Source organism: Streptomyces sp. NPDC050610 (assembly GCF_040654875.1).
GTDB lineage: Bacteria > Actinomycetota > Actinomycetes > Streptomycetales > Streptomycetaceae > Streptomyces.
Window position 1 is genome coordinate 75332 of sequence record NZ_JBFAIV010000033.1, and the last position, 21489, is coordinate 96820.

At 72.8% G+C, this 21489-nt stretch carries 19 protein-coding genes; 9 read left to right on the top strand and 10 right to left on the bottom strand.

Translation table 11 applies throughout. The annotated features are described in order from the left end of the window. The first annotated feature begins 396 nt into the window (after positions 1-396). Positions 397-1074: a pentapeptide repeat-containing protein gene (locus AB0I22_RS31535; protein ID WP_363134383.1), complete on the top strand. Its 678-nt coding sequence runs from the start codon at positions 397-399 to the stop codon at positions 1072-1074. 103 nt (positions 1075-1177) lie between these two features. Here AB0I22_RS31535 and AB0I22_RS31540 read toward each other — a convergent pair whose 3' ends face one another. The 3 genes from AB0I22_RS31540 to AB0I22_RS31550 form a co-directional block, all read right to left on the bottom strand. Further along, positions 1178-1675 carry a hypothetical protein gene (locus AB0I22_RS31540; protein WP_363134384.1) on the bottom strand — a complete coding sequence of 166 codons (498 nt, stop codon included), beginning with the start codon at positions 1673-1675 and terminating at the stop codon, positions 1178-1180. Positions 1676-1826: 151 nt separating this feature from the next. Next, positions 1827-3446: a M4 family metallopeptidase gene (locus AB0I22_RS31545; RefSeq protein ID WP_363134385.1), complete on the bottom strand. Its 1620-nt coding sequence runs from the start codon at positions 3444-3446 to the stop codon at positions 1827-1829. A gap of 347 nt (positions 3447-3793) precedes the next feature. Continuing rightward, complete coding sequence (locus tag AB0I22_RS31550) at positions 3794-4732, bottom strand: LysR family transcriptional regulator (protein WP_363134386.1); 939 nt, start codon at positions 4730-4732, stop codon at positions 3794-3796. 71 nt (positions 4733-4803) lie between these two features. Between AB0I22_RS31550 and AB0I22_RS31555 the strand changes: the two genes are divergently transcribed. Further along, on the top strand, positions 4804-5835 hold the full coding sequence (locus AB0I22_RS31555; protein WP_363134387.1) for a dihydrodipicolinate synthase family protein: 1032 nt from the start codon (positions 4804-4806) through the stop codon (positions 5833-5835). 628 nt (positions 5836-6463) lie between these two features. Here the strand turns inward: AB0I22_RS31555 and AB0I22_RS31560 are convergent. Further along, the gene (locus tag AB0I22_RS31560; protein WP_363134388.1) at positions 6464-7552 is read right to left on the bottom strand and encodes an NADH:flavin oxidoreductase/NADH oxidase; all 1089 of its coding nucleotides are present in this window, start codon (positions 7550-7552) and stop codon (positions 6464-6466) included. 123 nt (positions 7553-7675) lie between these two features. Here AB0I22_RS31560 and AB0I22_RS31565 point away from each other — a divergent pair, with 123 nt between their 5' ends. Continuing rightward, complete coding sequence (locus AB0I22_RS31565; protein WP_363134389.1) at positions 7676-8284, top strand: TetR/AcrR family transcriptional regulator C-terminal ligand-binding domain-containing protein; 609 nt, start codon at positions 7676-7678, stop codon at positions 8282-8284. A 157-nt stretch (positions 8285-8441) separates the two neighbouring features. Here AB0I22_RS31565 and AB0I22_RS31570 read toward each other — a convergent pair whose 3' ends face one another. Beyond that, on the bottom strand, positions 8442-9017 hold the full coding sequence (locus AB0I22_RS31570; RefSeq protein ID WP_363134390.1) for a TerD family protein: 576 nt from the start codon (positions 9015-9017) through the stop codon (positions 8442-8444). Positions 9018-9203: 186 nt separating this feature from the next. On the opposite strand from AB0I22_RS31570, the gene arfB reads away from it, so the two are divergent. Then, positions 9204-9641: an alternative ribosome rescue aminoacyl-tRNA hydrolase ArfB gene (gene arfB / locus AB0I22_RS31575; protein WP_363134391.1), complete on the top strand. Its 438-nt coding sequence runs from the start codon at positions 9204-9206 to the stop codon at positions 9639-9641. A 239-nt stretch (positions 9642-9880) separates the two neighbouring features. Here arfB and AB0I22_RS31580 read toward each other — a convergent pair whose 3' ends face one another. Then, on the bottom strand, positions 9881-10438 hold the full coding sequence (locus AB0I22_RS31580; protein ID WP_363134392.1) for a flavin reductase family protein: 558 nt from the start codon (positions 10436-10438) through the stop codon (positions 9881-9883). A 300-nt stretch (positions 10439-10738) separates the two neighbouring features. Between AB0I22_RS31580 and cdgB the strand changes: the two genes are divergently transcribed. Further along, on the top strand, positions 10739-12436 hold the full coding sequence (gene cdgB, locus AB0I22_RS31585) for a diguanylate cyclase CdgB (RefSeq protein WP_363134393.1): 1698 nt from the start codon (positions 10739-10741) through the stop codon (positions 12434-12436). 197 nt (positions 12437-12633) lie between these two features. Beyond that, positions 12634-13674 carry a carbohydrate-binding protein gene (locus AB0I22_RS31590; RefSeq protein WP_363134394.1) on the top strand — a complete coding sequence of 347 codons (1041 nt, stop codon included), beginning with the start codon at positions 12634-12636 and terminating at the stop codon, positions 13672-13674. A 95-nt stretch (positions 13675-13769) separates the two neighbouring features. Here AB0I22_RS31590 and AB0I22_RS31595 read toward each other — a convergent pair whose 3' ends face one another. The 4 genes from AB0I22_RS31595 to AB0I22_RS31610 form a co-directional block, all read right to left on the bottom strand. After that, positions 13770-14807: a 1-phosphofructokinase family hexose kinase gene (locus AB0I22_RS31595; protein ID WP_363134395.1), complete on the bottom strand. Its 1038-nt coding sequence runs from the start codon at positions 14805-14807 to the stop codon at positions 13770-13772. A 166-nt stretch (positions 14808-14973) separates the two neighbouring features. Then, positions 14974-16158: an N-acetylglucosamine-6-phosphate deacetylase gene (gene nagA / locus AB0I22_RS31600; RefSeq protein ID WP_363134396.1), complete on the bottom strand. Its 1185-nt coding sequence runs from the start codon at positions 16156-16158 to the stop codon at positions 14974-14976. After that, entirely contained in the window at positions 16158-17099 is a 942-nt protein-coding gene (locus tag AB0I22_RS31605) for an ROK family protein (protein ID WP_363134397.1), read from the bottom strand. Before AB0I22_RS31605 ends, nagA begins: the two co-directional genes overlap by 1 nt. 272 nt (positions 17100-17371) lie before the next feature. Beyond that, on the bottom strand, positions 17372-18304 hold the full coding sequence (locus AB0I22_RS31610) for an SIS domain-containing protein (RefSeq protein ID WP_363134398.1): 933 nt from the start codon (positions 18302-18304) through the stop codon (positions 17372-17374). A gap of 408 nt (positions 18305-18712) precedes the next feature. On the opposite strand from AB0I22_RS31610, the gene AB0I22_RS31615 reads away from it, so the two are divergent. From AB0I22_RS31615 to otsB, 3 genes are all read left to right on the top strand, one after another. Continuing rightward, positions 18713-19996: an extracellular solute-binding protein gene (locus AB0I22_RS31615; protein WP_363134399.1), complete on the top strand. Its 1284-nt coding sequence runs from the start codon at positions 18713-18715 to the stop codon at positions 19994-19996. 10 nt (positions 19997-20006) lie between these two features. Continuing rightward, positions 20007-20378 (top strand): DUF3263 domain-containing protein, encoded by a 372-nt coding sequence (locus tag AB0I22_RS31620; RefSeq protein ID WP_363134400.1) that lies wholly within the window; start codon positions 20007-20009, stop codon positions 20376-20378. A gap of 174 nt (positions 20379-20552) precedes the next feature. Then, the gene (gene otsB / locus AB0I22_RS31625) at positions 20553-21398 is read left to right on the top strand and encodes a trehalose-phosphatase (protein ID WP_363134401.1); all 846 of its coding nucleotides are present in this window, start codon (positions 20553-20555) and stop codon (positions 21396-21398) included. Positions 21399-21489 lie beyond the last annotated feature (91 nt).

A 21489-nucleotide genomic window follows, 5' to 3' on the forward strand; every position in this document is an offset into this window, starting at 1 on the left:
ACCTGCTTTCGCGGCCGCTCGCGTTCATGGGCCCTGCCGCGCGCCGCGGGGCCGGGCGGATCGGTCGTCGCCCGGGCGCGTACCCGCCGCCGCGTGCCGGCGTCGCGTACGTATGGCTTCCGTACTCGCCGTCCGCGGGCGTCGTGTACGCACGTACGACGCGCTCAAACAGCGTAGGCGCTCCGGGGGCGCGGCGCGCTCCGGAGGGGTGGGGTCCGGGCGGCGGGCGGGGGATCGGGCGGTTGCGGGTGGTGCGCCGGGTGGTGGAACGGGCTGGGCCGGGCCCTGGGCCGGGCCCTGGACCGGGCAGTTCCGGGCGGTGGGCCCGGCTGTTCCGGTCGGTGGGCCGGGGCGTTGTCAGTGCCCTGTGCCACGGTATGGGCGGGAGGCGGTGCGATGACGACGCGAGGCAAGAAGAGCACGGCGGCGGCGCGGACGGTACGGGTGCCGGAGGTGCGGCTGCCGCCGCTGCGGCCGTTCGAGGACGCGGAGCTGGAGTCCGAGGGGGACTACGACGGGATCGGCTTCACGGACCTGGATTTCGTGGGCCAGGAGGGCCGCGGGGCGCGGTTCATGGACTGCGGGCTGACGCGCTGCGCGCTGGACGAGACGCGGCTGGGCCGGGCGCGGTTCGTGGACTGCGTGCTGGACGGCGTACGGGGGGTGGGCACGGACCTGGCGCAGGCGTCGCTGCGGGATGTGGAGATCGTGGACGCGCGGCTGGGCGGCTCGCAGCTGCACGGCGCGGTGCTGGAGCGGGTGCTGGTGCGCGGCGGGAAGATCGACTACCTGAATCTGCGCAAGGCGGTGCTCAAGGACGTGACGTTCGAGGGGTGCGTCCTCTCGGAGGCGGACTTCGGGGGCGCGCGGCTGGAGCGGGTGGTGTTCAAGGACTGCGCGGTGCGGCGGGTCGATCTCACGGCGGTGCGGATGACGGACGTCGATCTGCGGGAGGCGACCGAGCTGGACATCGCGCGGGGCGTGGACCAGCTGGCGGGCGCGGTCATCAGCCCGGCCCAGCTCTTCGACCTGGCGCCGGCGTTCGCGGCGCAGATCGGGGTGCGGGTGGAGTAGCGGGCTGTCCGTACAGGCTGTCCGCGCGGACTGTTGGTACGGGACGTTGGTACGGACTGTTGCTACGGGCTGTGGCTACGGGCTGTGGCTACGGCCGGGGTGGTCAGCTCCGGGGGAAGCGGGCCTGGAGGTCCCATACGGCCGGGTTGTCGCCGAGCCCTTCGTGCATGTCGGTGAGGTCGGCGATCAGGTCGTGCAGGAAGTCGCGGGCCTCGCGGCGCAGCGCGCGGTGGTTGAAGGTGAGCGGCGCCTCGTCCGCCGGCATCCAGTCGGCGGTGACCTCCACCCAGCCGAAGCGCCGCTCGAAGAGCATGCGGTCCGCGGACTCGGTGAAGTCCAGCTCGGCGTAGTGCGGGGTCGCGGAGCGGTTGCCGCGCGGGTCGCGGTCGAGCTGTTCCAGGATGTCGCACAGCGCCCAGGCGAAGTCGAGCACGGGGACCCAGCCCCAGGCCGTGGACAGCTCCCGGTCGGTCTTGGCGTCGGCGAGGTACACGTCTCCGCAGAACAGGTCGTGGCGCAGCGCCCGTACGTCCGCCGTCCGGTAGTCCAGCTGGGGCGGGTCGGGGAAGCGCGAGGAGAGCGAGTAGCCGAGGTCGATCACGCCTCGATGGTGTCACGGCCGGGGGCCGGTCGCGGGCCGCGCCCCCGCCCGTCGGGGCGGGCGGGGACGCGGCTGCGTACGGGCGGTGCGGGTGGTGCGGGGGGAGTGCTGGATGTGCTGGGTGGTGCTGGACCGTTGGACCGCTACGCGACTACTTGACGTTGATGCCGGTCCAGGCGGCGCCGACGGCCTTGTACTCGGCGCTCGTCGTGCCGTACAGGTCGCCCGCCGCCTTCAAGGTGCCCGCGCGGGCCGCCTTGTAGTTGGTGGTGGAGGTGAAGTACGTGGTCAGCGCCTTGTACCAGATCTTCTCGGCCTTGGCCCGGCCGATGCCGGTGACCTTGGAGCCGTCGGAGGTCGGGCTGTCGTAGTGCACGCCGTTGATGTCCTTCGGGCCACTGCCCTCGGAGATCAGGTAGAACCAGTGGTTGGCCGGGCCGGAGGAGTAGTGGACGTCCACGTTGCCGAGGCCGGAGTACCAGTAGTCCTTGGACGGCCCGTCCTTGCTGGGCTTGTCCATGTAGCGCAGCGGCGTGCCGTTGCCGTTGATGTTGATCTTCTCGCCGATGAGGTAGTCACCGGGGTCCGCGGCGTTGTTGGCGTAGAACTCCGCCGCCGTGCCGAAGATGTCCGAGGTGGCCTCGTTGAGGCCGCCGGACTCGCCGCTGTAGTTGAGGCGGGCCGTGGCGGCGGTGACGCCGTGGCTCATCTCGTGGGCGGCCACGTCGAGCGCGGTGAGCGGGTGGGTGTTGCCGGACCCGTCGCCGTACGTCATGCAGAAGCAGCTGTCCTGCCAGAAGGCGTTGACGTAGTTGTTGCCGTAGTGGGCGCGGGAGTAGGCGCCCCGGCCGTCGTTGCGGATGCCGTTGCGGCCGTGCACGTTCTTGTAGTAGTCCCAGGTGACGGCCGCGCCGTAGTGGGCGTCGACGCCGGCGGTCTGGCGGCCGCCGCCCCAGACGTCGTCGGCGTCGGTGAACAGGGTCCCGGTGCCGGAGGTGCCCTGCTTCAGGTCGTACGTCTTGTGGCCGCCGCGCGCGCCGTCGGTGAGCTGGTAGGTCGAGCCGCTCTTCGTCGTGGTGAGGTTGACCTTGCCGCTGTACGTGCTGGTGCCGGTGCCGGTCTCGATGGCCTCGTTCTGGAAGAGCTTCGCGCCGGTCGCCGCGTCGGTGATGACGTGCAGCTCACTGGGGGTGCCGTCCGGCTGGACGCCGCTGACGACGGTCTCGTACGCGAGGACCGGCTTGCCGCTCGCGGCCCAGATGACCTTGCGCGGGGCGGCGTTGGCGGCCGTCTTGGCGTTCTTCTTGGCGCTCGACGCCGCGAGCGCGCTCTTCTTGGCGGCGGCCGGGGCGAGCTTCGCGTCGGTGCCGGGCACGGCGATCGTGGCTTCGGTCGCCTTGGTGACGCTGCGCGCGCCGTTCTTCGCCACGTGTACGACCAGGTCCCCGCCGAGCACGGGAAGTCCGGCGTACGTGCGCTCGTACCGGGTGTGCACCGTGCCGTCCGCGTCCTTGACGACGTCCCGGGCGACGAGCTTCTCCTTCGCCCCGAGGCCGATCTTCCCGGCCGTCGCGGCTGCCCCGTCCTGGGTGACGCGCAGCGCGGACGTCCGCTGGGCGGCGGAGAGTTGAACAGCTGTCGCGCCCGACTCACGGTCGGGCTGCGCGGTGGCCGAACCGGCCTGGACGCCGACGGCGACCATGGCGGCGGAGGCGATCAGCGCGGCGGCGCGCAGCGTGTTCTTGCGGGGGGTGGACGTGATCCGTCTCAACTCGGTCTCCTTGCGCGGACCGCTGGTTCGCGGCCCATCGATGGGCCGGGCAGCCAAGGGTGGGGTGCCCGGTAGTGCAGGAGTGAACCGAGGAGAGAGTGCCAGGCGTTGGGGCTCTTTGACAGGGGCGCAACAAGGATTTGATCCTGCGTTCTTGGACAGGCGGGGGATTTCATTCCGGTTTGCGGCGAGACGTGCCGGGGTTGGGGGCGGGGCGCGTTGGGCGCGCGCCGGGCGCGCGGGCGGGGCGTGCCGGCCTTCGGGGGCGGGACGGGGTGACCGAGGCCGGGCAGGTCGGGTGCGGGCGACGGATGCCCGTAGGCCCTGTCGTACGAGCCGCAGCGCCGCTACGGCTGAGGCTCAGGTTCCGCGACGAGGGGGGTGGGGAGGGCTGAGCGGAGGGCTGCGGTGATCGCGGATACCGCCGGATGGTGGGCGGCGCCGCTGCGGTAGGCGATCTTGGTGCGGCGGCGCAGCGGCGTCCGGGTCAGCACGATTCCGGGCGGTGGGCCGGTCAAGGCCAGCTCCGGGACCAGGGCCACGCCCTGACCGGCCGCCACCAGGGCGAGCACCGTCGGGAAGTCGTCGATCTCGTGGCGGACATGAGGGGTGAAACCGGCGGCTTCACAGTGCCGCACGGTCATCCGGCGACAGAGCGTGCCACGTGTCGCGGTGATCCACGGCAGGTCGCGGCAGGCTGCGATCGCCGCGGTGTCGGGGTTCTCGACGCGCTCGGCCGCGGTGTGGCCGGAGTCCGCCGCCGAGGCCAGGTACATCGCCTCGGCGCACAGGGGTTCCGTGGACAGCACCCGGTGGACGGGGCCGTCCGCGAAGTCGTATCCGTGGATCAGCGCCACGTCGAGTTCGCCCGCCCGCAGGGCGTCGGCCACGTCTGCCGGGTCGATCTCCAGCACCATCGGCTCCAGGCCGGGGTGGTGCCGGGCGAGCGTGCGCAGGGCCGCCGGGATCACCGTCCGGCCGGCGGTGGCGAAGGTGCCGATGCGCAGGGCCCCGGCCAGGCCCTCGCGCGACTGGGCCAGTTCGGCCGCGGCCTGCTCCAGGCGGTCGAGGACCGCTTCGGCGTGGCGGACCAGGGACAGGCCCGCCGGGGTGAGCACCACGCGCCGCCCCGTGCGCTCCAGAAGCGGCACGCCGGCCTCCCGTTCCAGCGCGCTGAGCTGCTGCGAGACGGCCGAGGGGGTGAAGGCCAGGGCCCGGGCGACAGCCGCGATCGTCCCGCGATGGGCCAGCTCCCGGAGCAGCCGTAGGCGGCGAACATCGAGCATCAGAACAGCTTAAGCTCAGCCCCGAAAACGTGAACTAGACCTATATGGCGGGCCGGACGAGGGTGGAGCCCATGGCTCTCCACGGAATTCTGGTCCCTCTCGTCACGCCCTTCTCGGCCACCGGCGGCATCGCGGCCGACGCACTCCAGACCCTGGCCCGCGACGTGCTGGATCAAGGCGCGGCGGGGATCGTCGCGCTCGGCACGACGGCCGAGGCAGCCGCACTCGACGCGACGGAGCGCAGGCTGGTGATCGAGCTGTGCGCCGAGGTCTGCCAGGAGCGCGGTGCGGCCCTCGTCGTCGGGGCCGGGGCCAACGACACAGCGGCAGGCGCGGCCGCGCTCGCCGGGCTCGGAAAGTGGCCGCGGATCACGGCCGCTCTGGTGCCGGTGCCCTCCTTCACCAGACCGGGCGAGGCGGGTGTGATCGCGCACTTCACGCGGCTCGCCGCCCACAGCCCCGTACCGCTGCTCGTCTACCACGTCCCCTACCGCACCGCCCAGCCGCTCCGCACCGCGGCGCTGCGCGAACTCGCCGCACTCCCCAACGTGGCGGGAACCAAGTTCGCGACGGGAGCCTTGGACGGGGCGGCCGTGGAACTCCTGGCCGACTGCCCGCCCGGCTTCGCCGTGCTGGCCGGTGACGACCTCCTGCTCTCCCCGATGCTGGCGCTGGGCGCGGCGGGCGGCATCGCCGCCTCGGCGCACCTGGCCACCCGGCGCTTCGCCGACCTGGCCGACGCGTGGGCGCGCGGGGACGCGGCTGCGGCCCGGCCGCTGGGGCACCGACTCGTGCGCATCTCAGCGGCCGTCTTCGCCGAACCCAACCCGGTCGTACTGAAAGGCGCCCTGCACGCGCTGGGCCGCATTCCCACCCCGGACGTGCGCCTGCCGCTCCTGCCCGCAGCTCCCGACACGGTGGGAGCCCTGCTCCAGCGGCTCGCAGAGCTCGACCAGGCCGAGCCCGGCGATGCCCGGTCCGCCCCGGATCACCTCGCTGAACAGCCGGTTCCGGCCGATGACCTCGACCGGCCGAGGGGCCGACGCGAAGGCCGAGGGGAGCCTTCGGACGGGATGGCGGTGGACGTGTCTTCCGCGAGGTAGCGGTCGAGCGAGGCTTTCAGGAGCAATGCGCCTGCCTCGGGCCGGTGTTCGGCCGCTTCAGGTCACCACCCCGGTGGGCGGTCGGCGGAGCTCCCGATGCAGGAGACCGGGCACGTGCCGCTGCCCTGCTTGCCACTGCCGACGAGATACACGCTCACCTTGTCGACCGGCTCAACCGCCCGCTCCGGCGGCCCGGGATGTCCGGGGGCGAGCCGGCTCTACGGACGCTGCTCGAACACCTGCTGCTCGTTGAACGTCAGCCCGGCGCGTGAATTCAGTGGCCGTGGCCGCCCCAACACGGGCAACCGCTTCTTCTCGCGGTGCGATGCGGCGAGGGCCCGTTCGGCCGGTCCTTCACGTTAACGCCGGAACGGAGGGGAAGCGGAGGAAGCCGACGTCCGCTGAGCCTCGCCCGCCGCGACAGTCAGTCCGAACTCGACCGGACGACGCGTCTCGTCAGGTGCCGCTGGGCGGGGAGAACCACCGGGGCGCGGACCCAGCAGCCGGGGCCGCGCCGTGTCGCGTCCGGCGCGGGGCTCCGTACGGGGAACCGGGCCCGTAGCCCCGCCTGGCAGCGCCGGCGTTCCCCGCGCGCTTCCGGTTCCAGTCCTCAGGACGTGCCCCGGCCTCACAGCGCGCGGTGGTACTGCCGCGGCCAGGCCGTCTGGTCGTCGGGGCGGGTGCGGAGGGCGAAGTAGGGGTCGCGGAGCAGGGGGCGGCCCATCAGGACGGCGTCGGCTCGGCCGGTGGCCACGAGTTCGGCGGCTCGGGCGAGGTCGCCGATCTGGCCGACGGGGGCGACCGCGAGGCCGGATGCCTTTTTGAGGGTGTCCGCGAACTCGACGTGGACCTCGTCGCGTACGGGCGTGCGGGCCTCGCGGGTCCGTACCGCTCCGCCGGAGGAGATGTCCAGGAGGTCGATGCCCGCGGCCGCCAGTTCCTTGGCGAATATCGCGGCGTCGTCGATGGTGAGGCCGCCGGCGGCCCAGTCGGTGGCGGTGACGCGGGCGAAGACGGGCTTCTCCGGGGGGAAGGCCGCGCGGACGGCGCGGGCCACGCGCAGCGGGAAGCGCATCCGGTTCTGGAGGCTGCCGCCGTACTCGTCCGTGCGGTGGTTGGACAGGGGGGAGAGGAACTGGTGGACGAGGTAGCCGTGGGCGGCGTGGATCTCGACGGCCTCGTACCCCGCCAGGTGGGCCATCCGGGTCGCCTGGGCGAAGGCCTCGACGGCCTCGTCGAGGTCGGCGTCGTCGGCTTCCTTGGGGGCGTTCAGGTCACCGATGGGGGTCGCGGTCGGGCCGATCGTCTCCCAGCCGCCGTCGGCCACGCTCACCGGGCCGTTCTGGCCCGCGCCTTCCCAGGGGACCTGGTGCGATGCCTTCCGGCCCGCGGCCAGCAGCTGGATCGCGGGGACGACGCCGCGGCCGGCGATGAAGGAGGTCAGGCGGCGGTGCGCGGCGGCCTGCTCCTCGTTCCAGATGCCGAGGTCCGCCGACGTGGTGCGGTGCCGGGGCCCTACGGCCGTGGCCTCGACCATGAGCAGGCCCACGCCGCCGACCGCGCGCGCTCCGTAGTGCACGAGGTGCCAGTCGGTCGGCATTCCGTCCGGTCCCGCGGAGTACTGGGCCATCGGGGACATCCACACGCGGTTGGGGACCGTCACGTCCCGCAGTCGCAGCGGGCGCGTCTCGGGTGCTGTGAACTCTCGGCTGGGCACGGTCGAACTCACTTCCTGAGGCCCGCAAGCCTCGCAGTGATCGTTGCGTTTACGGCTCCAAGCTAACACAATCGCAGTGAACGCTGCATTAAAAAAGCAGTGAACGATGCAATAATTGGCCCCATGCCCGTTACGCCCCCTCCTTCGCCGCACACCGGCGGTCAACCCGCCGGTCAATCCGGCGGTCAACCCGGCAGTCGGCCCGGTGGCCGGAGCGCCCGAGTCCGGGCGGCCGTCCACCGGGCCGTCAAGGAACTGCTCGCCGACGAGGCCAATGAGCCGCTGACGATTCCGGCCGTGGCCGCCCGCGCGGGCGTGCACGCCACCACGGTCTACCGCCGCTGGGGCTCCGTCGGCGATCTGCTCGCCGACGTCGCCACGAGCCGCTTCTCCGGCGACCTCGTGGTCCCGGACACCGGCGGCCTCCGCGGGGATCTGGAGCGCTACGCGTTCGACCTCGCCAAGGACCTCGGCGACCCGGACACCCTCGCCCTGGTACGCGCCACCATCGGCACGGCCGGCGGGCTGGGCGCCGAGGCGTGCAGCGGGGAGCGCGGGCAGGCGCTCGAAGCCGTCCTCGAACGGGACCGCGTCCGGGGCAATCAGCCTCCGACCCTCGAACGCGCCACGGACGCCCTGCTCGCCCCCCTCTACTACCGGGGGGTCTTCTCCGGCCTGCCCCTCACCGACGAATGGGTGCGCTCCCTCGTGTCGCGGCTGCTACCGGACTGACCGCCCTGCCGCGCACATGGAAAGGCCCCCAACTGACGGACAGTTGGGGGCCTTCGGTCTCCGTGCCGACCAGGCCGGCTCCGCGCCGGTTCCGGGCCGGCTATGCGTCGGTCCCGAGGCGGCTACGCGCCGGTTCCGGGTCGGTCGGAGTCTGGGGTCAGACGTTGACGCCGAAGTCCTTCGCGATGCCGGTCAGGCCCGAGGCGTAGCCCTGGCCCACGGCGCGGAACTTCCACTCGGCGCCGTTGCGGTACAGCTCGCCGAAGACCATGGCGGTCTCGGTGGCCGCGTCCTCGCTGAGGTCGTAGCGCGCGATCTCGGCCTCGCCCGCCTGGTTGACGATGCGGATGTAGGCGTTCCGGACCTGGCCGAAGTTCTGGCTGCGGCTCTCGGCGTCGTAGATCGATACCGGGAAGACGATCTTGTCGACGTCGGCGGGCAGACCGGCCAGGTTGACCTTGATCTGCTCGTCGTCGCCCTCGCCCTGACCGGTGGTGTTGTCACCGGTGTGCTCGATGGACTGGTCCGGGGTGACCTTGTTGTTGAAGAAGACGAAGTGCTGGTCCGAGTAGACCTTGCCGCTCGTGTTCACGGCGATGGCGCTCGCGTCCAGGTCGAAGTCCGTGCCGGTGGTGGTGCGGACGTCCCAGCCGAGACCGACCGTGACGGCCGTCAGGCCCGGGGCCTCCTTGGTGAGGGAGACGTTGCCGCCCTTGGACAGGCTTACAGCCATGGGAGATGTCCCTTTCTGGTCGAGACGCGGGGCTCCGTACTGCGGACGAAGCTACCGTCATCCTCGATAACGCGAAGGAGGGACCGTAGGGTTCCAGCTCCCTTTACTTTCTTTACTCATCTCTGACGGCCAGTTGCCGATCGCTCCGCGCAAAACGAGGTGACGGCGGTCTCCGAGCGCGGGATCATGGGTGCCATGTCCGGTCCTCACGTCATCCGCGGTTCCGTCTCCCTGCCGGAGGCGGAGCTCATGTGGCGTTTCTCCCGGTCCTCCGGGCCCGGCGGGCAGCACGTCAACACCAGCGACAGCCAGGTCGAGCTGCGCTTCGACCTCGCCAGGACGGAGGCGCTGCCGGAGGTGTGGAAGGAGCGCGCCCTGGAGCGGCTCGCCGGCCGCCTCGTGGGCGGCGTCGTGTCCGTACGGGCCTCCGAGCACCGTTCGCAGTGGCGCAACCGCGAGACCGCGCTGGTGCGGATGGCCGCGCTGCTCGCGGAGGCGACCGCTCCGCCGCCCCGGCCCCGTAAGGCCCGGAAGATCCCGCGCGGCGTCAACGAGCGCCGCCTGCGCAATAAGAAGGCGCGAAGCGATACCAAGAAGGGGCGCTCCGGGCGGGATTGGGGCTGAGGCGCGACGCCGGCCGGGCTGTTCGGGGCCCGGCCGGGCCGCCCCGTACGTCGGTCGGCAGGGTCACGCCCCCCCCGTACGCCGGTAGGGCCGCCCCCCCCGTACGTCGCCCGGGCCGCACCCCCGTACGTCAGCCGGGCCACCCTCCGTACGCCTTCGACAGCGTCCGGGCCCCTCCGTACGCCTTCGGCAGCGCCCGGCCCCCTCCGTGCGCCCTCGACGGCGTCCGGACCGCCCCATTACGCCAACTTCCCGTACTTCCCCCGGAAGTACAGCAGCGGCCCGCCCTCCGCGCTCGGGTTGCCGGCCGTCAGCACCCGCCCGATCACCAGCGTGTGGTCCCCGGCGGTGACGCGCTGCTCGGTGCGGCACTCCAGTACGGACAGCGCCCCGCCCACCAGCGGCGCGCCGCTCTCCTTGCCGCGCTCGTAAGGGATGTCCTCGAAGAGCAGCCGGTCGCTGACGCGCCCCTTCATCGCGAACCGCCCCGCGATGTGCCGCTGGCTCTGGGAGAGCACGGACACGGCCCATAGGGGGTGGCGCTCCAGGAGATCGTCCATCCGGGAGTCGTTGCGAACGCTCACCATCACGAGAGGCGGGTCCAGGGACACGGACATGAAGGCGGTCGCCGTCATGCCGACGTCCTCGCCGCGCGGACCGTCCTCCGGGTCGTGGGCCGTCACCAGCACCACGCCCGCGGCCAGCCGCGCCAGCGCGGCCCGGAACTCGTCATCACTCACCCCGCCAGCATGGGGGATGTCGGCGTCGGCGCGTGGGAAAGAAGTCGTCTGCAACACGTTCCGCACGCTAGCCGCCCCTCGCTCTGCGTCACATCGGGCTGCGGGACCAGGCGGGTCCTAGGGCCGACGGCCGATCGGCCGTCCATGCGGGGTGGCCTCGGATTTGCGTTTAGGAAGCATAGTGGGGCCGCCCGTCGCCACCCCCGCAAGCCGAACACTCCCTGTGACATGAGTCACAGCAGTCAGTAATTGTTGACCCTGTGTACCGAGTGGGCAGCTCGCTGTGATTCAGTGGCCGTGGTAATCGGACGACAAGAATTCTGGAGTTGCTGTCGAGGTCTCGGGGGAGTGCACGGTATGGAGACCGAGTCGGAGCCGTATGTCCGCCTTGCGACCCTGAGGCAGCTGCACCAGGCGGTGGCGGACCTGAACACCGCGCGCAGCCTCGCGGACACGCTGCAGGCAGTCGCGGAAGGCATCACCAAGGGCCTCGGGTACGAGCTGGCGGCCGTCAATCTGGTGCGGCCCGACGGCGACCTCGTGGTGGCCGCGGTGGCGGGCAGCGCGAGCGCCGAGGCGCTCATGGCGGGCCGGGTGGGCTCCCGGGCGTCCTGGGAGCGCCGGCTGGGCATGGGCGAGGGCTGGGGAGACCTGCGCTTCGTGCCCTACGCCGAGGGCTGGGTGCTCGACGACGACGACGTCCCGCAGTGGCACACCGGCGGACCCGAGCCGCGCTTCCCCGGCGAGTGGCATCCCATGGACCGGCTCTTCGCCCCGATGTACGCGACGGGCGCGGCCGGCGGGGATCTGCTGGGCGTCATCTCGGTGGACAAACCCCGCAATGGACGCCGACCCGGCGCATGGGGGCGCGAAGCGCTGCAGATGTACACCTTCCAGGCCGGGATTGCGATCAGCAACGCTCGGCTGAGAGCAAACATGCAACGTGCACTCGTCCGGCTGGAGCGCGAGGGCCAGGCGCTGCGGGCCAGTGAGGAGAGCTTCCGGCAGGCGTTCGAGTTCGCGCCCAGCGGCATGGCCATCGCGGAGCTCGGCGGCGACCAGCACGGCCGCATCGTGCGCGCCAACGACGCGCTCTGCCGCCTCCTCGGCCGGCCCGCCGCCGCGATGCTCCGCTGCTCCTTCTCCGACCTCGTCCACCGCGAGGACATCGGCACCCTGCTGCGCACCGCCGCCGAGGGCGGCCGCGCCGAGCTGCGGCTCTCCCGCCGCGACGGCACGTACCTGTGGGTCTCGCTGCGCAACTCCGTGGTCGCCGACGCCGCCGACGGCCCCCGGTTCCTGCTCACCCACGTCGAGGACATCGAGGAGCGCAAGCGCCACGAGCTGCAGCTCGCCCACCGCGCCAGCCACGACTCGCTCACCGGCCTGCCCAACAGCGCCGAGCTGCGCGCCCGCCTCTCCAGCCGGCTCTGTGCCCGGCCCCCCGGCAGCGACGGGCACGCGGCCGCGGCCCTGGCCGCCGACGGGGTGCTCGCGGCCTTCGCGGAGGTGGAGGGCGCCGCGTACGGGCAGTACGGGCACGACTTCGGCGCCGACGCCTACGCCGCGGGCAGCGGCCTGGAGACCGTGCTGGCCGCCGGGTTCGACCACCATGTGCACACGGTGGCCCCCGACGAGGAGGGGGACGACGACGGCTGCAAGGGCCTGGCCGTGCTCTTCTGCGACCTCGACGGCTTCAAGTCGATCAACGACAGGTTCGGCCACCACACCGGCGACGCGGTTCTCATCGAGGTCGCCCACCGGCTGACCAACGGGGTGCGCGACGGCGACACGGTGGCCCGGCTCGGCGGCGACGAGTTCGTCGTCCTCGCCGACGGCCTCGGCCGCGCGGACGCCCAGGACCTGGCCGTACGGCTGCGCAACGCGATCGTTCCGCCCATCAGGGTCGACGGCCGGGCGGTCCGGGTCGGCGCCAGCTTCGGCATCGGCTGGGCGGGCTGCGGGATGTCCGCCGAGGAGGTTCTGCACTCCGCGGACCAGCGGATGTACGTGGAGAAGCGCTCCCGCGCCAAGGCCGGCCGACGGGCCGGATGACGTCCGCGGCACCACGCCGGTTACTCCGTACGGGGTAGGCTGCGCCGGGGCGGCGCCTGTCGCCGACCGCGAATCGATCAAGAATTCCGGCCATCCGGATCGCGTAAGCCCGCTCCCGGCCGCCCCGGCCCGGAAGAGCGGCCCGGGCGCGTACGTGGTGGGCGCCGGTGGGTACAGCACGTAGGGAGTGACAGGGGATGACGGCCGGTAACAACGGCGCGGACGACAAGCCGGAGAACGACGACCCGTTCGCCTATCTGTACCGCTCGGAGGGCGGCGAGGCCGGCGACGGCGGGACCGCGCAGCAGCCCGGCGTCCCCCGCACGTCGTACAACCAGGTCCGCCCCGTCGGCTCCCGGCAGTACGGGCAGCAGCAGGGCGGCACGTACGGCCAGGGCGTGCCGAACCAGCAGGGCTACGGTCAGCAGCAGGGCTACGGCCAGCAGGGTTACGGCCAACAGCAGCAGGGGTACGGGCAGCAGCAGCCCGGTTACGGGCAGCAGCCCAACGCCTCGTACGCGGCCCCCGAGACGCTGCCCGGCGGCCCGCCCTCCCGGCCCGGCGGCCCCGGATACGGCCAGGACGGCGGTCAGGGCGGCGGCCGTCCCAACCGGCGCGGCCTGCTCATCGGCGCCATCGCGGTGGTCGTGGTGGTCATCGCCGGCATCAGCATCGCCATGATCAACAACGGCGGGGACGAGAAGAAGAAGGACACCGCGTCCTCCGAGTCGACGCCGTCCGCCGAGCCCAGCGACAAGCCCAGCGACAAGCCCACCCCCACCAAGCCCCCGGGCAAGCTGCCCAAGGAGGACGCGGGGAGCCTGCGCGTCGATGGCGGCGCCACCACGTCCAAGGACGTGAAGGGGGCGCGGTCCGCCGACGGCACGTACGTGGGGGGCATGGACAAGCCCGGCGCGGGCGTCACCTGGGACTTCGAGGTCCCGAAGGGCGGCGGCTACACGCTCTCCGTGAACTTCGGCGTGCCCGGCAGGGACGCCAACTCCACGCTCACGGTCAATGGCGAGGTCAGCGGCCAGAAGCTGAGCATGGGGAACTTCACCGGCGCCAAGGAGGGCGACTGGGAGAAGGGCTGGACGAACACGTGGGCCTGGGTCGACCTGAAAAAGGGCAAGAACACCATCAAGGTCTCGTGCGAGCAGGGCAACAAGTGCGGGTTCAACATCGACCAGGTCTGGCTGTCGGCCGGTCACGTCAAGCCCGGTCGCGACGCGCCGTAGGCCCATGTCGCGTCACCCGGCGGCTGTGAACGGACCCGTAGGAAGTACGTCGGCGGTGGCTGTGCGGGGAACCGCCCTCGGCGCCGGTCAGCCGCTCAGCCGGGCGCGGTGGCGCTGGCCACCTCGACCAGGGGGAGCAGCCGCTCGTACGTCTGGCGGTCGAAGTCGCCCGCCGTGGGGGCCTGCACGGTCGCGGCCGACAGCGCCACCGCCCGCGCCAGCCGGTCCGGCCAGGGGAGGGCCTCGGCCCCGGCGGAGAGGAGCCCCGCGACGGCCGAGTCGCCCGCGCCCGTCGGGTTGCCCGCGATCCGCTGCGGCGGGGTGGCGCGCCAGGCGCCCTCGGGGGTGACGGCGAGCATGCCCTCCGCGCCGAGGGAGGCGACGACGGCGCCCGCGCCGCGGCGCCTGGCGTCCTCGGCGGCGCGCAGCGGCTCGGTGGAGCCGGTGAGCTCGGCGAGTTCGGCGGCGTTGGGCTTGACCAGGTCGGGGCGGGCGGCGATGCCGCGGTGGAGGGGCTCGCCGCTGGTGTCGAGGAGCACGGGGACGCCCGCGGCCCGCGCCTGCCGTATGAGGTCCGCGTACGCGCCGACGGGCACACCCGGCGGGAGGCTGCCGCACAGGGCGACGGCGGAGGCGTCGGCCAGGAGTGTCGCGTATGTGCCGGTGAAGGCGGCCCACTCGGCGGGCGTGACGGCGGGGCCGGCCTCGTTGAGCTGGGTGGTGTCGCCGGTCGCGGCGTCGACGACGCCGACGGTGCGGCGGGTGGTCCCGGCGATGGGGACGAGGGCGTCGGTGAGGGCGCCGGGGGCGGCGGCAGGTCTTCCCGTGCCGGTCGTACCGTTCGCGCCGTTCACGGCGTCGGTCGCGGGCCCGTCCGGCCCGGCGCCAGGAGTTCCTATGCCGCCGTTGCCGCCGTCCCGCAGCCGGGCGCGGAGCGCCTCGCCCGTGATGCCGCCCGCGAACCCCGTGACGACCGTGTCGTGCCCCAGGGCGGCCAGTACGCGCGCGACATTGAGGCCCTTGCCGCCGGGGCGTTCGGTGACGTCGGTGACGCGGTGGGAGGCGTGCCGCCGCAGCCGCGGTACCCGGTAGGTGATGTCGAGGGCGGCATTGAGAGTGACGGTGAGGATCACGTGGACCACCCCTGGAGACGCGTGTGCTGTGCCATCGCGATCATGCCAAACAGCGGGCGGTCGGCCCAGGTCCAGAGGGCCGACCGCCGTCGTTCGCAGCTGATTCGCAATCATTCGCGACCGCCGCACAGCCATGCGGAACCACCTCTTCGGGTGGTTTAAGGCATTAACCGCCGGTAATGGCCGCGGGCTTGACGATCCATTCGCCGTGCCGCATGACGCCCACCAGGTCGTACGCGGCGTCGAGCACGACCAGGTCCGCGTCCTTGCCGGGCTCCAGCGAACCGACGCGGTCGGCCACGCCCAGCAGTCGCGCGGGGTTGAGGGAGATGGCCCGTACGGCGTCCTCGACGGGCAGCTTGTCGACGGTCACCGCCCGCTTGAAGGCCGTGTCGAGGGTGAGCGTCGAGCCCGCGATGGCGCCGGCCGTGGGGCCGTCCGCGATCCGTGCGACGCCGTCCGTGACGTCGACGCGCATGGGGCCGAGGTGGTACTGCCCGTCGGACATGCCGGCCGCGCCCATCGCGTCCGTGATGAACGCGACGCGGGCCGCGCCGGCGCGGTCGAACGCCAACTCCAGGATCGAGGGGTGCAGATGCGTGCCGTCGTTGATCAGCTCGACGGTGATCCGCTCGTCCTCCAGGAGGGCCGGGATGGGGCCGGGCGCGCGGTGCAGGAGCGAGGGCATCGCGTTGAAGAGGTGGGTGGCCACGGTCGCGCCCGCCTCGATGGCCTCCCGCGTGGCGTCGTAGTCGGAGTCGGTGTGGCCGACGGCCGCGATGACGCCCGCCTCGGCGAGCAGCCGCACGGAGTCGAGGCCGCCGGGCAGTTCGGGGGCCAAAGTCATCATCTTCGCCGCGCCGCGCGCCGCTTCGACGAGCTTGCGGACGTCCGCGGGGTCCGGGTCGCGCAGCAGCTCCGGCTGGTGCGCGCCGCAGCGGTTCGAGGAGATGAACGGGCCCTCGAAGTGGATGCCCGCCAGGTCGCCCTGCTCGGTCAGCTCGGACAGGACGGCCGCCTGCCGGGCGAGGTCGTCGAGGTCGCCGGTGACGGTGGAGGCCACTGTCGTCGTGGTGCCGTGAGCGCGGTGCGTACGGATGGCCGTGAGGGCCTCCTCGGCGGTGCCGCCGGAGAACGAGGCGCCGCCGCCGCCGTGCACGTGTATGTCGACGAAGCCGGGAACGATCCAGTGCCCGGTCAGGTCCAGAGCCGCCGCCGTGTCCGGGCGGCCGTCCGGAGAAGCCGTACCGGCGTCGACGACGCGCCGGCCCTCGACGGTGACGCGGCCGTCCTCGACCACGCCGCTCGGCAGCACCACCCTTGCGCCCGAGAGAACCGTTCGTTCGACCATCAGGCGGTAACCTCCGTGGATTTCGTGGCGAGCAGATCCCAGGCGAGCAGCCCCGCGCCGAGGCAGCCGGCGGTGTCCCCGAGGGCCGCCGGAACGATGCGGGGGACCTTGTGGAACGTGACGCGGTCGGCGACGGCCGCCCGCAGCGGTGTGAACAACGTTTCCCCCGCTTCGGCGAGCCCGCCACCGATGATGAGCATGCGGGGGTCGAGCAGGGTGAGGCCGATGAGGAGGCCGTCGGCGAGGGCGCCGACCGCCTCGTCCCAGACGGCCCGCGCGCGCGGGTCGCCGGACTCGACGGCCTTCGCGCAGTCCGCGGCGTCGGCCTCCGGGGCGCCGCTGGCGGCGGCCCAGGCGCGGCTGACGGCGGCGGCGGAGGCCATGGTCTCCAGGCAGCCGCGCTGTCCGCAGCTGCACTCCGGGCCGCCGGGGCGCACCACGATGTGGCCGATCTCGCCGGCGTACCCGTGGGCGCCGGCCTCGATGCGGCCGTCGATGCCGATGGCGCCCGCGATGCCGGTGCCGAGCGGGATGAACAGGAACCGGTCCGCGCCGTTGCCCGCGCCGATCCGGCCCTCGGCGAGGCCGCCGGTCCGTACGTCGTGGCCGAGCGCGACCGGCAGCCCGCCGAGCCGGTCGCTGAGCAGCCGCCGCATGGGGAGGTCGCGCCAGCCGAGGTTCGCGGCGTACACGGCGACGCCGCCCGCCTCGTCCACGATGCCGGGGACGGCCACGCCGGCGGCTTCGGCCGGTTCGCCGAACAGCGCGCGGCCCTTGTCGCTCAGCTCGGCGGCGAAGTCGAGGATCTCGTCGACGATGGCCTCGGGCCCGCGTTCGCGGCCGGTGGGGCGTCTGGCCTCGTACAGAAGCGTGTTGTCCGCCCCGACGAGGGCGGCTTTCATCCCGGTGCCGCCCACATCGAGCGCGATGACGTGTCTCACGGGGTACAGTCTCGCGCGTTGTACCGCGAAAGGTCTAGTCCACTCGGGGGGCGCGGCGGCGCTCGCGGGGACCGAACGGGCCGTCGCGGACGGCGGATCGCATGCCGGGCGCGCTCCGGCGCCGCCCCGCGCCCATCCCTCCGGCGTGGCGGATCTCACGCCGGAGGGGCGCCGGGACGGGACTTCCGCGGTTCGGCGCGGGCGGATGTGGCAGGGTGCGGGCGCTCCCGTACGTCGAAGGCCCCCGTCCCCGCGCCCGGCCCGTACGCGCCTCACTCCGGCAGGATCACGCTCCGCGTCAAGTTGCGCGGCCGGTCCGGGTCGTAGCCCTTCGACTCCGCGACGGCCACGGCCAGCCGCTGCACGCGGATCAGGTCCGCCATCGGGTCCAGCGAGCCCGCCGCGCAGGAGTCCGCGAGCAGCGAGCCCCCGACCCGGTCGACGTCGCCGGCCAGCCCCGGCGGCAGCCCGCCGAAGACCCACGCGACCCGCCCCGGCCCGGTGACGGCGATCGGGCCGTGCCGGTACTCCATCGCCGGGTACGCCTCCGTCCACGCGCCCGCCGCCTCACGCATCTTCAGGCCCGCCTCCAGCGCCAGCCCGTACGTCCAGCCCCGCCCCAGGAACGTCCACTGCTCGGCGGCGAGCGCCGCCTCCGGCAGCGGCTGCACGACCGCCAGTTCGGCGTCCACCGCCGCCTCCGCCACCGTCTTCACCCCGGCGGGCAGCGCGCCGTGCGCCTCCAGACCGGCCCGCAGGAAGGCCAGGGCCGTCGTCGCGAAGCGCGTCTGCACGACGGACTCCTCATCGGCGAAGCCGAGCACCGCCACCGCGTCCGCCGCGTCCATGACGGGCGTCTTCGCGTCGGCGGTCAGCGCCAGCGTGGCCGCGCCCCGGCCCCGTACGGCCCGCAGCAGCTCCAGCACCTCCGTCGTCGTCCCGGACCGGGTGATCGCCACGATCCGGTCGTACGGGCGGGAGACCGGGAACTCCGACGCGGCGAACGCGTCCGTCTCGCCCTGCCCGGCGGCCTCGCGCAGGGCCGCGTACGACTGGGCCATGAACCACGACGTGCCGCAGCCGGTTATCGCCACCCGCTCGCCGGGCCGCGGCAGTCCGCTCGCCGCGGCCGCGGCCTCGGCGGCGCGCCGCCAGCAACTGGGCTGGGTGGCTGTCTCGGCTGCGGTACGGGAGGACGACTCCATGCGTTGCTGCTCCTCGCGAGGTGAGGGGGGTGAGAGGGATGAGAGGGGTGACGGGGCGACAGGGGGCGACGGGGCTACCGGGAACGGGGTGACGTGGCCGGGCGGAGGACGGGCGGAGGACGTGAGCGGCGGTGCGTGCGCGCACGCGCCGGTTCCGTGGATAGCAGCCCCGAGCTGCGCGAGGGAAGGGTGAGACCGAAGCGAGACCAGGGGCGGAGTAGACCTTAGACTGGCGCGCGGGGCAGACTCGCAGCCGTGACCGGCCCGGAGAGCCCGGCGCATCCGCGGCGAGGGCCGCGGGGCGCGCAGGCCCCCCGGGGACATGAGCGATCAGTACCGGTCCTTCGACGCCGGTCCGACAGGGCCGGTCAACCAATACCGATCAATCCGCAAGGTGGGGAAGCAGCTGTGCAGCGGCGGCGGTTCTTGAGTCTGACGGCGGCCGGGGCCGCGACGACGGCGATGGCGTCCACGCTGGCCGCGTGCGGCGGCGACAAATCCGGTTCGGGCAATGTGACGCTGAAACTGGTCGCGGCCGACTACGGCGACAAACCCGCCAACACCTCGAAGAAATACTGGATGAAGGCGATCCGCGCCTTCGAGGCGAAGAACTCGGACATCAAGGTCGATGTGACCGTGCTGCCCTGGACCGGCGACATCGACAAGCAGCTCGCCCAGATGGTGAAGGACGGTCAGACGCCGGACATCGCGCAGATCGGCGCGTACGCCGACTTCGCCGCGGCCGGCAAGCTCTACAGCGCCGACCAGCTGCTGTCGATCCCCACCCAGTCCGACTTCATATCGTCGGTATCCGCGGCGGGCGACCTGCACCGGGTCCAGTACGGACTGCCGTTCGTCTCCAGCACCCGGCTGCTCTTCTACAACGAGGAGCTCTTCTCCAAGGCCGGCGTCACCAAGGCGCCCGAGAGCTGGGACGACATCCAGGCCGCCGCGATCAAGCTCAAGGCCATCGGCGTGAAGATCCCCTTCGGGCTGCCGTTCGGCCGCGAGGAGCCGCAGGCCGAGACCATGCTGTGGATGCTCAGCGCGGGCGGCGGCTACACCGACCGCACCGGCGCGTACACGATCGACTCGCCCCAGAACGTCAAGGCGTTCGAGTGGCTGCGCGACGAACTCGTCGGCAAGGGGCTGACCGGGACCGGCGACCCCAGCCGCACCAACCGGCAGCAGATCTTCGACGCGTTCAGCCGCGGCGAGGTCGGCATGCTCAACGGCCACCCCACGCTGATGCAGCAGGCCGCCGCGCACGGCATCAAGTACAAGATGGCGCCGCTGCCCGGCATCGACGGCAAGGCCGAGACGACGATGGGCGTCGCCGACTGGATGATGGGCTTCAAGGCGAACGGCCGCCGCGAACAGATCGGCCGCTTCCTCAACTTCATCTACCACAAGGACAACGTCCTGGACTTCACCCGCCGGTACGACATGCTGCCGGTGACCACGTCGGCGTCCGAGGCGATGCGCAACGATGACGAGGAAAAGAAGCTGTGGCCGTTCCTTGAGCAGCTTCAGTACGCCCAGTTCTACCCGGCGGACAAGACCTCGTGGGCGCGGGTCACCAGCGCGCTGAAGGACAAGATCGGCTCGACGGTGAAGAAGGGCGGCGACCCGGCGTCGGTGCTTGAGTCGATCCAGCGCGAGGCCGAGGCCACGGACAACGCGGACGGCTAAGGTGGGCGAAATGAGCCCGCGTGAGGAGTTCTCGGAGGCGCCGGGGGAGTCGGGGAAGCCGGAGGAACCGGAAGAGGCCCTTCCGGAGCCTCCGGAGCGTCCAGGCACTGCGGAGCCGTCGCAGCGTCCGGAGCCCGCCGACCCGCCGTCGCCGCGTCCGGAGCTTTCGGATCGCGAGCTGGCCGTTCTCGCCATGGAGCGGCGCTCCTGGGCCGGCCCCGGCGCCAAGGAGCGCGCGATCCGGGAGCGGCTCGGCATCACGCCGACCCGCTACTACCAGCTCCTGAACGCCCTGCTCGACGACGAACGGGCACTCATCCACGACCCGGGCACGGTCAACCGCCTGCGCCGCGTACGGACGGCACGACGCGAACGGCGGTAGACACCCCCTTCGCGTACGGCCCGCCGCGAACGCCGGTAGACGCCCCCCTCCACGTACGGCCCGTACGGCCCTCCCCGCGGTCCTCCGTACGACGGCCCCTCGGATGGCCTTCGAGCACCCCTTGTACGGGTCGCGGCCGGCCGGACGGGCGCCGCTCCCCGGTAGGGTCGCCGCATGGGCAGCAACCCCCTCCTCGTCCCCGTGACGCCCGCCGGACGCGACGGCCTCGCCGCGCTCCTCGAAGCTCCGGAACGTGCCGCCGTCGCCCTTGACTTCGACGGCACCCTCGCCGAGATCGTCCCCGACCCGGAGCGCGCGCGAGCGCACCCCGCGGCCGTCGCCGCCCTCGCCCGGATCGCCCCGCGCCTGGGCGCCGTGACCGTGCTCACCGGACGGCCGGCTGGCGTCGCCGTCCGCTACGGCGGCTTCGCGGGCGTACCCGGCCTGGAGCGGCTGACCGTCCTCGGCCACTACGGCGCGGAGCGCTGGGACGCGGCCACCGGGACCGTACAGGCCCCCGCGCCGCACCCCGGAGTCGCCGCCGCGCAGGCCGAACTCCCCGGCGTCCTGGAAGCGGCCGGCGCCTGGCGGGGCACGTGGACCGAGAGCAAGGGCCGCGCCGTCGCCGTCCACACCCGCCGGGCCGCCGACCCGCAGGCCGCCTTCGAGCTGCTGCGCGGCCCGCTCGACGGGCTCGCCGAGCGCCACGGCCTGATCGTCGAACCCGGCCGCTACGTCCTGGAGCTGCGCCCGCCCGGCATGGACAAGGGCGTCGCGCTCGCCGAGTACGTACGCGAAGCGCGCGCCCGCTCCGTGCTGTACGCGGGCGACGACCTCGGCGACCTCGCCGCGTTCGCCGCCGTCGACAAACTGCGGTCCGAGGGCCTCCCCGGCCTCCTCGTGTGCAGCGGCAGCACAGAGGTCACCGAACTGGCCGACCGCGCCGACCTGGTCGTCGACGGGCCACTGGGCGTCGTCGGTCTGCTGGAGGGCCTGGCGGACCGCCTCATGGCGAACTAGGGCCTGTATTGAGTTGTGGTCACTGAGTGGTTTGGGTGAGGTCTTTGATCCAGATCATGGAGGCGCGGAGGTGGAGTCCGGCGAGGTAGCT

What these genes read in the sequence shown, in the direction of transcription:
- AB0I22_RS31535 (WP_363134383.1), top strand. Translation starts at nt 397, where the DNA reads ATGACGACGCGAGGCAAGAAGAGCACGGCGGCGGCGCGGACGGTACGG.
- AB0I22_RS31550 (WP_363134386.1), bottom strand. Translation starts at nt 4,732, where the DNA reads ATGCTCGATGTTCGCCGCCTACGGCTGCTCCGGGAGCTGGCCCATCGC.
- AB0I22_RS31555 (WP_363134387.1), top strand. Translation starts at nt 4,804, where the DNA reads ATGGCTCTCCACGGAATTCTGGTCCCTCTCGTCACGCCCTTCTCGGCC.
- AB0I22_RS31565 (WP_363134389.1), top strand. Translation starts at nt 7,676, where the DNA reads ATGCCCGTTACGCCCCCTCCTTCGCCGCACACCGGCGGTCAACCCGCC.
- AB0I22_RS31570 (WP_363134390.1), bottom strand. Translation starts at nt 9,017, where the DNA reads ATGGCTGTAAGCCTGTCCAAGGGCGGCAACGTCTCCCTCACCAAGGAG.
- arfB (WP_363134391.1), top strand. Translation starts at nt 9,204, where the DNA reads ATGGGTGCCATGTCCGGTCCTCACGTCATCCGCGGTTCCGTCTCCCTG.
- cdgB (WP_363134393.1), top strand. Translation starts at nt 10,739, where the DNA reads ATGGAGACCGAGTCGGAGCCGTATGTCCGCCTTGCGACCCTGAGGCAG.
- AB0I22_RS31590 (WP_363134394.1), top strand. Translation starts at nt 12,634, where the DNA reads ATGACGGCCGGTAACAACGGCGCGGACGACAAGCCGGAGAACGACGAC.
- nagA (WP_363134396.1), bottom strand. Translation starts at nt 16,158, where the DNA reads ATGGTCGAACGAACGGTTCTCTCGGGCGCAAGGGTGGTGCTGCCGAGC.
- AB0I22_RS31610 (WP_363134398.1), bottom strand. Translation starts at nt 18,304, where the DNA reads ATGGAGTCGTCCTCCCGTACCGCAGCCGAGACAGCCACCCAGCCCAGT.
- AB0I22_RS31620 (WP_363134400.1), top strand. Translation starts at nt 20,007, where the DNA reads ATGAGCCCGCGTGAGGAGTTCTCGGAGGCGCCGGGGGAGTCGGGGAAG.
- otsB (WP_363134401.1), top strand. Translation starts at nt 20,553, where the DNA reads ATGGGCAGCAACCCCCTCCTCGTCCCCGTGACGCCCGCCGGACGCGAC.